The organism is Desulfobaculum bizertense DSM 18034, assembly GCF_900167065.1.
Taxonomy (GTDB): Bacteria; Desulfobacterota; Desulfovibrionia; order Desulfovibrionales; family Desulfovibrionaceae; genus Desulfobaculum; species Desulfobaculum bizertense.
In genome coordinates this window covers 89,415-104,073 of sequence record NZ_FUYA01000004.1, presented here as the reverse complement: position 1 = coordinate 104,073, position 14,659 = coordinate 89,415, and the positions used below count along the sequence as shown (strand labels likewise).

The 14,659-nt window shown below is 45.8% G+C and carries 9 protein-coding genes; 6 read left to right on the top strand and 3 right to left on the bottom strand.

Going from position 1 to position 14,659, the window contains the following annotated elements; all coding sequences use genetic code 11:
* The first annotated feature begins 3 nt into the window (after positions 1-3).
* Entirely contained in the window at positions 4-927 is a 924-nt protein-coding gene (locus B5D23_RS07105; protein WP_078684727.1) for a lysophospholipid acyltransferase family protein, read from the top strand.
* 4,513 nt (positions 928-5,440) lie between these two features.
* On the opposite strand, the gene fsa is transcribed toward B5D23_RS07105, so the two are convergent.
* The 3 genes from fsa to B5D23_RS07070 all read right to left on the bottom strand — a co-directional run bounded on the left by fsa (position 5,441) and on the right by B5D23_RS07070 (position 8,261).
* A complete protein-coding gene (fsa, locus tag B5D23_RS07085) occupies positions 5,441-6,088 on the bottom strand; it encodes a fructose-6-phosphate aldolase (RefSeq protein WP_078684723.1) in 648 nt (215 codons plus the stop codon).
* A gap of 489 nt (positions 6,089-6,577) precedes the next feature.
* Positions 6,578-7,087: a 2-amino-4-hydroxy-6-hydroxymethyldihydropteridine diphosphokinase gene (folK, locus tag B5D23_RS07075; protein WP_078684721.1), complete on the bottom strand. Its 510-nt coding sequence runs from the start codon at positions 7,085-7,087 to the stop codon at positions 6,578-6,580.
* A gap of 7 nt (positions 7,088-7,094) precedes the next feature.
* On the bottom strand, positions 7,095-8,261 hold the full coding sequence (locus B5D23_RS07070; protein WP_078684720.1) for an LL-diaminopimelate aminotransferase: 1,167 nt from the start codon (positions 8,259-8,261) through the stop codon (positions 7,095-7,097).
* Between the two features lie 210 nt (positions 8,262-8,471).
* Between B5D23_RS07070 and xerD the strand changes: the two genes are divergently transcribed.
* The 5 genes from xerD to B5D23_RS07045 all read left to right on the top strand — a co-directional run bounded on the left by xerD (position 8,472) and on the right by B5D23_RS07045 (position 14,605).
* On the top strand, positions 8,472-9,446 hold the full coding sequence (gene xerD, locus B5D23_RS07065) for a site-specific tyrosine recombinase XerD (protein WP_078684719.1): 975 nt from the start codon (positions 8,472-8,474) through the stop codon (positions 9,444-9,446).
* 9 nt (positions 9,447-9,455) lie between these two features.
* Positions 9,456-12,143 (top strand): CBS domain-containing protein, encoded by a 2,688-nt coding sequence (locus tag B5D23_RS07060; protein WP_078684718.1) that lies wholly within the window; start codon positions 9,456-9,458, stop codon positions 12,141-12,143.
* Between the two features lie 399 nt (positions 12,144-12,542).
* Positions 12,543-13,061, top strand: a complete 519-nt coding sequence (locus tag B5D23_RS07055; RefSeq protein WP_078684717.1) for an HIT family protein — start codon at positions 12,543-12,545, stop codon at positions 13,059-13,061.
* Positions 13,061-13,432 carry a lipopolysaccharide assembly protein LapA domain-containing protein gene (locus B5D23_RS07050; RefSeq protein WP_078684716.1) on the top strand — a complete coding sequence of 124 codons (372 nt, stop codon included), beginning with the start codon at positions 13,061-13,063 and terminating at the stop codon, positions 13,430-13,432. The genes B5D23_RS07055 and B5D23_RS07050 overlap by 1 nt, the downstream gene beginning before the upstream one ends.
* Positions 13,433-13,462: 30 nt before the next feature.
* Positions 13,463-14,605, top strand: coding sequence for a tetratricopeptide repeat protein (locus B5D23_RS07045; protein ID WP_078684715.1), 1,143 nt, complete (start codon positions 13,463-13,465; stop codon positions 14,603-14,605).
* Positions 14,606-14,659: the final 54 nt, after the last annotated feature.

The following is a 14,659-nucleotide window of genomic DNA, read 5'->3' as shown; positions in this document are numbered from 1 at the left end:
GCCATGAAAGAAGTTGCGCTTGAAGCGATAGCCCGGATGGGGCAACGTTTGAGTTTTGAATCTGTTGAGCGGCTTGGCGCTGGGCTAGGCAAGCTCTTGTGGGCTGTGCTGAAGAGTCGCCGAGAGCTTGCGACTGAGGCCGTTGAGCATCAGCTTCAGGTGTCTCGTGGTGAGGCTGAGAGAATTGCTCGAGAGAGCTTTATGCACAGTGGGCGTTCTTTTGTTGAAATATTTAAATCTCGGGATGTTGATTGGGGTTTTGCCCATCAAAAGATTAAAATTGCGGATCCGGAGGCTTTTGAACGGGTGCGCACCGCAGATGCACCTGTTGTTGTGGCGACAGCGCATATGGGAGCCTGGGAACTGCTGACCGGGATGCTTGAGCTGTATGCGTCCAATGATGTTCCAAAGGCCGTTGTTGTTCGTCGTCCCCGGGGCGATGCCTTGGCAAATGTGATGAAGAGCCTGAGGACGCAGCCAAATGTTGAGATTTTCCATCATCGTAACGTCGCGCTCAAAGTTTTGCGTGTTTTGCGTAAGAAGGGCATGGTTGGTTTTTTAGTTGACCACAATTGCAGCACTTCTGAAGCTGTTTTTCTTCCCTTTTTGCGCGACTTTGCGGCTGTAAATATGGGGCCAGCTTTGCTTGCCTTGCGATCTAAGGCGTATGTTTGTCCCGTATTTCTTTTGCGAGATGGCAATGGCGCTTTTGAGGTGCATTGCGAAGAGATGCTCGACACCAGAGAACTGACGGGAAGCCGGGAAGAGCGGATTCAGAAGGTCTGTGAATTCTATACGGGAGCGGTTCAGCGCATTGTTCAGCGGTATCCTGAACAGTGGTTCTGGATGCATAAGCGCTGGAAGACGCAGCCGGCCAAAGATTGGGAATTTCCTGGGTTATTTTTGGAAGAGCGGGGCCTAAAGTAAAAACGTCGCCAGAATTGCTTTGATGTGATTCTGGCTTTTTTATCAGAGGGTTCTGTATTTGAGGTTAAGCCAAGCCATCCAAGCGCTATTTGGGTGGCTTTTTTGTGGGGATGTGCTTGGAGGGGTACAGGCTCCAAAGTCTGTCAATTATTTGAAAATAAGAATCATTTAAATGTTTTTGGACTATAACAGCAGCAACGAAAGCATTTGAGATGCAAAGAGAAGCTTCTCAAATTTCTACGTAAATCACTTGTCGTTCTCGTATATTGCCGTGCAGTTTTCTCTAATAAAGAGTGGGGGAGGAATGAGAAAAATATAGCCATGTTACACATGGCTTGCCTGTGAAATTGTGGGGTGGGCAATTGATGTCACTTTATGTCTGTTCGTGTTTGAGCGTTCTTTTTGAAGAGATATTTTTTGATCTTTATGCGGCAATCTAAAAGGGAAAACGTGGCAGGCATATGAAGAGATATGTTTGGTTTTGTATTTTTGGATTTAGGGCGGTCTTTGGTGTGGGGGCGTTGTGTTCGCAATACGGATTTATCAATAAATAAGAAGAATAGAGCACTCGTGATGCGTAAGCGTCTAGCACGATATTTATTTAAAAGAGGAACCCAAAAGCAGAGATGGAAGGACTTGGAGGCTCCTTCGATACGGATCGGTGAGGCTGGCTTGGCTAAGTACGTTCTTTGGATGTATATTTGACGACCCCAAAAGGGGGCCGAGGTATTATTTTGAATTCGCTGGGTATTTCAAGAGAGCTGCCCATTGAAGATGTCTCAAGGAGTCGTGTTTAAAGTTGGAGGAAAGAGGGGAATGTCATGGGATCAAAAGGGGTGTCTGTTTGTACGTTTAGCCGTGGATAATTCGATGTGCAGATTTTATGAAGTTTTTGAAAGTGATGTGGTTGTTGTCCGGAGAGCATGTTTTAGCTCTGGTTAGAGAAGTATGTTTGAATTTTGGGATTAACTGTGTGAACAAGCAGCAATACTAGTTAATATATTTGGTAAAAATGAAAGAACAAAAGATGCAAAGGTGACATAATTCAGGAGGGAGAGGGGGAGAGACAAAGAAAGAGAGGAAAGATATTTTTAAAAAGTTTACATAATCAAAATAAGAGGAAGATTGCATAAAGTTTTGAAGGGGAGGAGGGGACACTTTTATTGAAATAAAAAATAATGAAATTTGTCTGTTCTCTTTGTTCTTGAATATGCGTTTTTAGTCCATCAATTGGCGCAATTGAGATGAAAGAAAGAAGCTGTAGGCTGGTAATCACCGTTGTATAGCGTATATTGAGCCATAATAAAAAATTATACGTCTGAAAATGTAATATCTTATTATGTGGAAAAGTAAGGGGAGAGAAGCTTTTTCTGGGGAAGTGTAGAAAAGAATGATATGAGAAAAAATGTGGAATTTGAAGTTTACATAATTAAAATAAGAAAGATAAAATTAGAGAAAAGGGTAGAGGATTTTTAAAAAAAGTTTTGAAAAAACAGAGTGCTAATTTTATTTCGCGATTAATAACTATTATAATATTAGAGATTCATTGAGGTTTCGATCCGAATCGTAGTGGCGCGACTAGAATATACTTTGCCAGTGTATTCAGCGAGTACACACGCAGCATTCTGCGAGGCCAATTCATGCTACGTTAGTAGGCTCAGATATAAATATGGGGGAAAAAGAATTCATAAAAAGTAATATTATCAGGATATTGCCTAATATTTAATTTTTTAGAATAATTTAATGTTAACATAATTATGTAAGGATAAAATAACAGCATCCACATAAAAGCTTACGCCAAACATAAAAACCAACAAGTCAAAAAAAAAGCCATCCAATAGTACAGAAGGGCGCTTCATCGTTTTTTTTTGTAAAAGCACAAAATGAATTTAATTCATTTTTGACAAACGATTAGAAAATGGAAGCCCTGACAAAACTAAAGTTAATAAACTAAAAAATTCAAAAGTAGGGTGGGAGCTCATTCAATCCTTTACGCCGCGCACTTAAAAAGTGCCCATTGCGTTTATTAGGCAGCTATGACTTCTTACTCTTACACTCAACACATAAGTCAAAATAAACAGAGCTGCCTTTTACAATTCCTTTCCAAGGAGCAAGCAGAGGATCCCCAGATTTTATGAATGACGACACGCATACGAGATCCTATCAACGTACAGAATATACGACGGACGGGCGCCCCGGGGCAGATATTAGAAGTTTTAATTACTGAATTTCTCCCTGCCACGACGAGGCGAGGGGAATACTTGTGACTTAAATCAAATTGCCGCTTAGCGTGTTGTGGCAGGCTGCGTCGAGAAAATTACAAAAGTGGTCCCGGATGGGCTAAAAAGCATGGTGTCGAGCTAAAATTCAACCAAACAAGCCAATGCAGAGTCATATATTCTTTTCGCTAACAAAGTTAAAAAGAAAATGAAAAATGCTTCCATAGAAAAATATAACACTCTAAGCACCTTAGTTTTCCAAAAAAACGGCTATCATCTTTGTTGTTAAAAATAACCGCATCAGGAATAGCCACGAGGGTATAGCGCGCATGACTCCTAAAAAATCCGGATGACCGCCCTGAATAGACGCCTCATGAGTCCCAATACAAGCCCATATCTTCACCGCGTTTGAGCTGCTCTTGGTCTTGTCCATAACTAAATCCAAACAGAACTCGCTGTGTGGCGCTAGTGGCTGCGCCTCCAAGCCCCCATGTTGCGAGGTCTTCTAGATTTATTGTCTCTTCCTCAAGGAGAATCTGACCTGCTCATAATGGCAGAATGCCTTAGAGCCAATTCTGTTTTTCATCCCTCAGAAGATACCTTTTTCCAATATGCGACACAAAGCGCAGCATAAGCCCCTAAGAAAGCTTTTAAGACAAAAAAGGGTGGGGCACTGATGATTCTTTAAATATCTATACGAATTTGCTGCAGAAGATTGCCAAGTAAACTCAAGGGGGAAAAGAGTTACTTTTTTACCTATTGAAACCCCGCACATTTGATTAAAGGTCAGAGATTGGTGGGTAGTTCCCAGGAGCTTGGGCGTTATCTTTTTGGCGCAGGAGCACTCACAGCATCAACAACATGGTTTCTTTCGTTAAGTTAGGAATAATAATCCTCAAGCTGCCTTTCTTACGAAAAGAGATCCGAAACAAAAAATCAAATCTTAATTCATGGATTGGCTTAAAAGCTCTAAGGAATAAAATATAAGCCGGCTGGAGGCACAGATAAAAACATCCGAGCAAATGACAAAACACAAGATGCAATTTCTTGCCAAATACAAGAAAAATATTTAGGACGGCCATCAGGTTGATGGGGGAGCTTTGCAAAAGCTAAAGAACTCTCTCAGAGACTTGTTTCACAAAAATTAATTTGGACTTAACGCCTTGAAATAAAAGGGAGTCCATATTATTTTTCTATATAAAAGTTAACATAATTTACATTATGAGACTTATATAAATATAAAAAAAACCACCAAAAACAACAAATCCCGCCCAATTCACTCGCAAGCCCTAACAATATCAACTCTGTGCTCGTGGTGCCCCAGACAGGATAAGATTAAAGCTCAAAATGTGCTTTCCCCACATATTCTCTGAACCTCTTATTTGTTCCCGTAAATATTCTTCAATCATATCCTGGCTAAAACCTCTTAATTCCATTTTCTTCCCATCGCCGTACACACAATTTTTAGAAAGCGTCACGCCAAGGATCCACCTTTGCCTTGTCCTAATTTCCTCAGCATTCTTAACTAACGCACTGAGAAAATACGCAGCTAGAGAGACAAGCGCCCCCTTCATCATCCTGCTTTTTTGCTCAAATCCACACGGCGTTATTACTCTATTTCTTAGCTTTGCTTGTGCCCCCTCAACAAGACGGCAACAACCACAATAAACGGAGTTTTCTTTTCGTAGCCCCTTCCTGTGGAATTTATCCTTTTTGAATATTACGCCTTTAAACAAAAAAATATTCGCTTAACCAGAACTAGCAACTCTATTTATTAAAAAACTTGCGCCCCAAAAGGCTATTACTCGCCGATACCGTCTACTCAGAAATACGCTTATAAAAGTTTCTGCTTGAGGCGCCTCAAAAAAAAAGCTCAAGCCTTAGATATTTTTTTAGGCACCCTAGCCAACCCCAAAATGTACTCGCTTAAGTGGCTTTCTCATATATTAAAATCTGCACACTTTTTTCTAATTAGGGCATTAATCTATAGCAACCGCATAACTGATCACAACAAATCGAGAGTTTTCTACTATCAAAAAACTCATATCTAGCAGTTTTACGAAAGACTTCGAGCAAAAACGTCGGCCGGTACTCTGCTTGGCGCTTTGCTTAAGTCGTTGGTATACTTACGCTTTTAGTTCTATTCTTTAACAACTACTTTAAGAACAACTCGAAAAAACAAGCCTTCTTCATTACTCTTTTCGCTAGAAGCACGTTTCTGCAGATCAATAAAAAAGCCCCCTTAAGAATAAGGAGGCCTCTATGCGTACTTTTATTGGATAGCAAACTGCTCGTTATTTTTTAGGAGCATTTTCCCAGTCAGCAAGAAATTTTTCTAGTCCTATATCCGTTAACGGGTGTTTAGCGAGTTTTCCGAATACGCCAAAGGGGACTGTCGCGACATCTGCACCAAGCAAAGCCGCTTGCAAAATGTGTACGGGATTTCGAATGCTCGCGACGAGGACTTGCGTAGCGAAATTATAATTCCCATAAATAGTCATAATCTGCTCGACGAGTTCCATTCCTTCCGATGACATGTCATCGAGCCTACCCACAAAAGGACTAATATACGACGCGCCAGCTTTCGCCGCCATCAATGCCTGAAGCGGAGAAAAACACAACGTCACATTCGTTTCGATTCCTTCTTCCTTCAATATCTTGACGGCCTTCATTCCTTCCAGCAGCATCGGAATCTTTACAACAACATTGGGACCGATCTTAACCAGCTCTCGTGCTTCCTGAACCATATCCTTTGCCGTCGTCCCAACAACTTCCAGGCTCACTGGCCCTTCTATCTCTTGACAAATTTTCTCAGCAAGAGTGCGCCAGTTCTCACTCTCCTTCGCAAACAGCGAAGGATTCGTTGTTACGCCATCAACAAGCCCAAATTCTTTGGCTTCTCTGATTTCAGCAAGGTTTGCAGTATCTATAAAAAATTTCATTCTTGTCTCCTCGTAAAATTCAAAGAAAGAGATTCGAATTTATCACAGGAGACTATAAGCAACAAGAAAATGCGCAAAAACAAACGACTTTTTCTACAAAAAAAAGACGCCGCATCGCGCAACGCCCTCTTCCTGATCATGAATTCTTTTCTTCAATTTGTTTCAAATATTTGTCTCGACATTCATAGCTGCAAAAGCAATGGACACCCTCTTCATCTTTGACTCGAATTGCAGAATCTTTTGAGACATATGCACCACACACAGGGTCCTTCACTGTCTCCCCAGAACGCGCCATTCGTTCACTTTCTTTATGTTCCTTTACGACCTTCTTTTTCTGGTCACCCTTTATCAGCTTGAACAGTAAAAACACACAAACGAGCAAAATGACAAGCTTGAGCATATTGTCTCCTTGGTATTGAAAAACAGGTGCGGAACTTTGTGGAACCGCACCTGTCTCATATTCGCATTTCATAAAAAGGGCAAAGCGCCCTATTCGTCTTGCCAGATCTTTTGTCCGTCCACCCGATACGAAAGCGCATTAAGAGCTTCCCGTACCAAGATTTTTTTCCCGGGCAAGGCCATGTCACTAGCTATTTCTGCCAAAGGCACCAGCACAAAAGCCCGTTCTGTCATTCTGGGATGAGGTAAAGTCAAAAGCTCACTCGTCACCACATCCTGACCAAAAAACAAAATATCCAAATCAATCATGCGAGGACCAAAACGGACCGCGGCACCGCTTCGGTCTCTTCCAAGCTCTATTTCAATCCGTAAAAGGATTTTCAAAAGCTCTGTGGCGGAAAGGTGCTCATCACATTCCAGACACGCCACGCGGTTTGCAAACCACGGCTGCTCTTTCACGTTCTGAGGTTCTGTAAAGTACACCGAAGACAGTGTCTTTATTCGAATCCCTTCCTCATTTTCAATCCGTTCCAAAGCATCAGTAAGATTCTGCTCTGGGTTGCCAAGGTTGGAACCAAGGCAAATAAACGCTTCTGTCATAGCTTTTTTACAGGCTGGCAATACGCTCAGCTGCTTCCTCAAGGCGCTCAGAAGGTACAGTCAGAGAAATACGGAAATATCCCTCTCCAGGTTCGCCAAAACCGCTACCAGGAGTAAGGACAACACCCTTTTCTTCCATAACCTTCGTAACAAAATCTGCGGAAGTGTATCCAGCTGGAACCTTTGCCCACAGATAAATAGTTGCATCAGGCACACGGCACTCAATCCCAGCCTTTTTCAAGGCAGCGATCATGATGTCGCGACGTTCACGGTACACTTTCCGATTCTCCTCAACATAAGGCTCACCCTTATCAAGAGCAATAATCGCAGCTTCCTGAACAGCCTGGAAACAGCCAGAGTCAACATTTGTCTTGATCTTGCCAAGACCAGCAATGAGCTGGGAGTTACCCACTGCCATACCCACACGCCAGCCAGTCATATTATATGTCTTGGACAGGGAGTGGAATTCGATAGCGACATCTTTTGCGCCGGGAGTCTCAAGAATAGACATCGGCTTCTTGTTCGCATCGTAGTAAATCTCGGTGTACGCAGCATCGTGAACAATAATGGTATTGGTCTCACGAGCACGGTCTACCAGCTTCTGGAAAAACTCAGGTGTAGCCATTGCTGCTGTAGGGTTATTCGGGAAGTTCACATAGATGGACTTTGCGCGTTCCCAATCTTCCGCAGAAATCTCATCGAGATTTGGCAGGAAGTCATTTTCCTCTACCTGAGCCAAGAACTTGGTTTCACCGCCACAAAAACTCGTTGCAATGGGATAAACTGGGTAATGGGGAGTGCACACCAGATTTAAATCACCGGGGTTCGTGAATGCCATTGCAAAATGGGCAATGCCCTCTTTGGAACCAATCAGGTTCACAATTTCATTGGTGGAATCCAGCTCGACGCCAAAACGGCCATTATACCATCTGGCAACTGCTTCGCGGAATTCGTCAAGACCCTCGTAATCAGGATACTGATGATTGACAGGCTTTTTAGCGGAAGCGTGCAGGGCATCGATGATAAAATCGGGAGTTGGGAGATCGGGATCACCAATGCCAAGGCTAATGATGTCAACTCCACGGGCCGCGACTTCCTTTTTGACCTTATCAATCTGGGCAAAAAGGTACGGTGGAAGCTGTGCAATCCTGTCTGCAAACTTAAAATTCGACACGAGATGTCTCTCCTTAATGTTTCTTACGGTTCAAGCGGTCATTCCACAATCCTTGCGAAGGTATCAAAATTAACTGGCACCATAAGCCCATGTCAACTGGATACTCTTTAAGAAGTGTCAGCTAGAAAACTTGAGAAGTCCCTGTGCACCGTGTACCGTCACAGAAAGCAAAAACAGAAATACAACCCCGTTTACTTTTTTAGGAAACTCATGAGCACTCAGCAGCAGGACACCATCGCTCCCGGAGCAAGAAAACACGTAACGCACCCTTTTCTTGATACCTACCTCGAATACCTCCTTGTTGTTCGCGGCCTTTCTGAGAACTCGCTCAAAGCATACGAAAGCGATCTTTCCGGCTTTGTTGCATTTCTAAAGGAAAAACGAGCACAACTCGAAAATATTACCCAGGAAGATCTCTCCCTATATCTGTATTACCTGCGAAGCAAAGGACTCCAAAACAGGAGTCTGGCCCGTAACATGTCTGCCCTTCGCGGTTTTTTTTCATGGCTTGATGAGCAGGGAAAACTTCCGGGAAATCCCGCAGAGTACCTTGAGAACCCCAAACTTCCGCAAAAGCTGCCAGAAGTTTTGAGCAAAGAAGAAATGGCCGCTGTCCTTGAGCAGCCCCGAACAGAAGAAAAACTTGGCTTTAGAGACAGAACGATGCTTGAACTCCTCTATGCCGCAGGTCTTCGTGTCTCGGAACTTATCCAGCTCAAACCTTTTGACTTTGATCCTCAGGTCGGCGTCCTCAAGGTCTTTGGTAAAGGGGCAAAAGAACGCCTTGTCCCCATCCACTTCGCAGCACAGGAGTTTCTGGAAACATACATTAACCACTGGCGTTCCAGCTTCTCCCCTGTTGAAGATAAACTTTTCCTCAACCGTTCAGGCAAAGGACTTACCCGTCAGGCCGTATGGAAGTGCGTTAAACGGTACGCAGCGCAGGCCGGGATAACGCGGGAAATATCCCCGCATACCTTTCGCCACTCCTTTGCAACCCATCTCTTGGAAGGCGGTGCAGACCTCCGCACAGTTCAGGTCCTTCTCGGGCACGCAGACATTTCTGCGACAGAGATTTATACTCATGTCCAAAGTGGCCGGCTGCGACGCATGCACAACGACTTCCATCCGCGTTCCAGCATTAAGACAGAAAACGAGCACCCTGCTTCAAACTTAAAGGATTAGTTGAAGATTATGTCTCAAGCTCAGTCAAAAATTGCGGCGCCAACAGTGATTACCTGCCATATGAATGCAGACTTTGATGCCCTGTCTGCAATGGTTGCCGCCCGCCATCTTTACCCTGACGCCGTGTTGGTTTTCCCCGGGAGTCAGGAAAAAAATCTGCGAAATTTCTACATCGAAAGCCTTGTTTATGCCTACAATTTTAAAAATGTGAAGGAGATAGACTTAAGCACAGTCAAAAAGCTTGTCATGGTGGATACACGGCAAAAAACACGTGTATCCCACCTTGCTGAAGTCTTTGACAACTCCGACCTCACCATTGATGCCTATGACCACCACCCTAATACCGAAGATGATGTCACTCAGGATGGCGGACTTGTTCTCGACTGGGGATCAACAGCAACAATTCTCTGCCACGAACTCGAAAAACGTGAAATACACATCACTCCTGACGAAGCCAACGTCATCGGTCTTGGTATCTATGAAGACACAGGCTCTTTCACGTTTAATTCTACAACCCCATACGACTATCACGCCGCATCGTGGCTCTTGCAGCAGGGCATGGACGTCACGTTTATTGCTGATCTCATCACCCGAGACATAAGTGCAGATCAAATTGCCCTACTCAATGCCATGCTTGAATCTGCCCACACGCATGACATTAATAATATTTCCATCACGGTCGCAGAGGTATCCACAGATGAATATGTCAGCGACTTTGCACTGCTTGTACGCAAAATGATGGACATAGAGCAGACCAACGTCCTCTTTGCCCTTGGACGCATGAATGACCGCGTCCACCTTGTCGCCCGTTCCAGAATCCCCGAAGTCAACGTTGGGCAAATCTGTGCGTCTTTTGGCGGCGGTGGACACGCTGCAGCAGCCTCAGCCAGCATCAAGGACAAAACACCTGTTCAGGTCAAAGACGAACTCTTTGCCCTGCTCTATTCCTCAATAAAACCCCACGGTAGCGTGCGACAGCTCATGTCTCATCCTCCTATTCTTATTGAGGATACCCAAAGCACCGCAGATGCCTGCGACATCATGACCCGTTTTGGTCTCAAAGCCGCACCCGTTGTGAATTCCCAAACAGGCCAGTGCAAAGGCGTCCTGGAGCATCAGATTGCTGATAGAGCTGTTTCCCACGGCCTTGGAGACGCCCCTGCAACCGACTACCTTATGCGCTCCAATGCAACTGTTGCCCCCAATGCAAATCTCTATGACGTTATGGAAATCGTTTTGGGGCAGGGACAGCGTCTCGTCCCCGTTATTGAACGGGACGAAGTCATCGGTGTCCTGACCAGAACAGACCTGATTAATATCCTCATAGAGGAACCAGCCCGCATGCCTGAGTCTGTTTTGCCTCACCGCAAAAAAGAACGAAGCATCAAGAACATGCTCAAAGACCGGCTCCCGGAAGACCTGTTTCACATCTTACAGGAAGCAGGTGAACTGGGCCGCAGCCTTGGGACTCAGGTTTATGCTGTAGGGGGATTTGTTCGGGATATTCTTATGAATACGCCCAACACAGACCTTGACCTTGTTGTGGAAGGTGACGGTATTGTCTTTGCCCGTAAGCTTGCGACAGTCATCGGCGGGCGCGTCCGGGCACACCACAAGTTCCAGACTGCCGTTTTAATTTTAGAAAACGGCCTGCATATTGACGTCGCCACAGCACGACTCGAATATTATGAATACCCAGCCGCCCTCCCCACGGTCGAGCTTTCATCTATTAAAATGGACCTTTACCGAAGGGACTTCACAATCAATGCCCTTGCAGTCAAACTTAATCCGGGGCAACTCGGCCAGCTCGTTGACTTCTTTGGTTCGCAAAAAGACCTTAAAAGCGGCGTCATCCGAGTCCTGCATTCCCTGTCTTTCGTTGAAGACCCAACACGCATCCTGCGTGCTATCCGCTTTGCCCAGCGCTACCAGTTCCGCATTGGTGGCCAGACTGATCGCCTTATCCGAAACGCCATGCAGCTTGATATGATCTCCAAGCTGTCAGGAAGCCGCATTTTCCACGAACTCAGCTCTATCTTTGAAGAAGAGCACGTTCTGGATTGCCTGCGGAGTCTTCGGGACTACAAAGTCCTTGAGTCTATACACCCGCTTTTGACTCTCACGCCTGTTCAGGAAGAGCTTCTGGAAGAACTTGAAGTCGTTCTGGACTGGTACAAGCTCCTATATCTTAAAGAAGAACCACGCAGGGCTATTGTCTATCTGCTTGCACTTCTGAACGGTGTTGCCGAAAACAAAATCTTGCCTATCTGCGAACGACTGAACCTGACCAACAGGCAGGCAAACGAGCTACTGACACTTCGCCATCACACCAACAAGACGATCTATTCCTTTAAAAAATGGCGTAACCGTCGCGGCCCGTTAAGTGACCTGTACTTCCTGCTGGAAGAACTTCCTCTTGAGGGCCTGCTGTTCTTTATGGCCAAATTCAATAAAGAAGATACCCGCAAATACCTCTCGCAGTACCTGACACAACTCCGGGGCATTGAACTGGACATTAGCGGTACAGATCTCCAGCACCTTGGACTGGAACCCGGTCCCCGTTATGGCGAAATTCTGCGCAAAATCCTTGCTTCAGTTATTGACGGCGAGGCCGCCTGTCGGGACGACCAGCTCTTTCTTGCGAAAAAACTTGTCACTGACCCCGACTTCATGGGAATCGAAAAAAATATGCAGTAATCATGGGCCGCAACAGGCTGTGAGCGCTTGCTCTCCATGCCATTGCCGTGTAACTGTGTCCTTCCTGTCATAAGAAGCACTCAAGGGGTGCCCTGCTCTTTTGAAGTAAATTTCCAACATATTGAAAAGACACCATAAAATGCTCTTTTCCGGTATGGTGGAGACCAGAAAACAGGAGCACTCCTTATTGCAAAGGATACAAGACTCCACGTTGTGACAGCGTGTAAGGTATGATATTTCTAACCGTGCGCATTGAAATGAAATTGGCCCTTGATGACCCCGCACGTATGATTCACCCGTCTTTTTGAGGAAGAAAGGGCATACGCCGTCGCGAAAAGCGAACGTCGTTATTTGAGGCACCGGGAATTTTCTCGGGGAAGACGAAAAAGAGGTCGTAATATGGAAGTACTATGGGCTCCGTGGAGACTGGACTACATCCTTGGCCCGAAACCGGATTCCTGCCCGTTCTGTCTGCCGGAACATACCGACGAAGATGAACAGCGCAAGATCCTCTTTAGAGGGCAGCACGCGTTTGTTATCATGAACATTTATCCGTATACTAACGGACATTTGATGGTAACGCCCTATCGACATGTCATGAATCTTGTTGACCTTCGGACAGAAGAGCATCACGAAATCATGGATCTCATCCACGCGTGTACACGTATTCTACAAACGCATTTTCATCCTCAGGGCATCAATATCGGAGTGAACATCGGCGAGGCCGCCGGTGCTGGAATCAAGGAACACCTTCATTTTCACCTAGTACCCCGCTGGGTTGGGGATTCATCATTTATGGCAGTGATGTCTGAAGCACGTATAGTCCCAGAGCATCTGGAAAAGACATATGCCAAGCTTAGACCATATTTTGATGAACTCAGGCGCACCAAACAATCCGCCAAGGAGGATGGAAAATAATGCGTTATCTGAAAGCATTAGTGCTGCTGGCCCTTTTCTTTCTGACCATGGTTCTGTTTGCCCAGAACATCGAAGCTCTTGCTCACCCGGTTGAACTCGGACTGAACATGTTTGGTCAGGACCTGTTCCATATTGTTCAGCCTGTCTACTTCCTTCTTCTTTTTTCCTTTATCATCGGTGGCGTCATCTGTACCCTGTATTTTCTGTTCGAAAAATGCCGCATGGGCACAGAACTGCGCCGTTGCCGCAAGCAGATCAAGACTCTCGAAAAAGAAGTGAACTCCCTGCGCAATCTGCCGCTGGAAGATGCAAACTTCCCTGTCGAGCAGCCTGCTGCTGAGGCTTCTCAGGACGCTCAGGACAATAAATAACGCCAACGACTCAACCGGTACGGGGGTTCCATGAACTGGCTCACTTCCCTTTTCCGCAGCAAACGCGGACAAAGGTTTTTTGCAGACATTGAAGCAGAGTTGCACGAAGACACGGGCTATGCCCCGGTCTCCCGTGACACTCAGACAGCTATTGCAGAGCTGAGTCAGGTCGCCAAGGATAACCCCGACGCCGTTGAAATTTATTTGGCGCTTGGGAATCTGTACCGCTCACATGGAGAAATCGAGCGGGCGGTACAGATTCGCCAGAACCTTATCGTTCGCCCCGGCATTGATGAAGGTATCAAAGCCAAAGCCTGGTATGAGCTGGGCGTTGACTACAAGCGAAGCGGCTTTGTTGACCGCGCCCTTGGTGCCTTTGAACAAGCCAGAAAGCTTGAAGGCGACGAACCTGCGATAATTCGCGAACTTGCCCTGCTTACGGCAGATGCTGGCGACTATGAACGTGCGGCCCGCAACTATGCCAAGCTGGACAATCCTATTGCACAGGCGCACTACACGATGCGCATTGCTCAAGAAAAATTTCCAGAGGATGCGACTCTTGCCCTCAAATGGCTGAAAAAAGCCCTCAAGACCTATCCTGGGTCGATTGAAGCATGGCGAGAGCGTCTCCTCTACGATATGCGCGAAAAGGACTGGACTGCTCTTTCCAAGCACCTCGACAAGGCGCTTGTTCAGGTGGAGCCTGCTCTTGCTTTTATCCTTTTTGAAGGCATCATTGCTGCGGACCTCGCCGAACACAGTGACGACTCGTTCAAAAGCGATCTTCCCTTCCAGTATCATCCGCAGGAAGCCCTTTCTCAGGCAGTGCTCAAAGTCTTGGAAAAGGCCGAGCCAGACCTTTTGACGCAGTTCTATGCTGCATGGATGGCATGGGGACAAAACAAGGAAGAGTCCCGCAAGTGGCTCGAAAGGACCCTTGTTCTCAATCAGGATTTCTGGCCTGCCCGTCTGGAGCTTTTGGCTATCAGTATGGACGACCAGCCCCTTTCTCCTGCATTCCGCCAGCAACTGGAATTCTTTATTCAGCGCGCTAGAAAACTGAAACGCTTTGTCTGCCGCAAGTGTGGACTCAAGCGCGAACAGATTTTCTTTGAATGCCCCCGCTGCCATAGCTGGCATTCGATCTCCTACCGCGCTGTTATCAACAAATAACACAACCCTTTCCCGGCACTAAGCCGGCCTTATAGACCAAGCACGTGAGCAAGA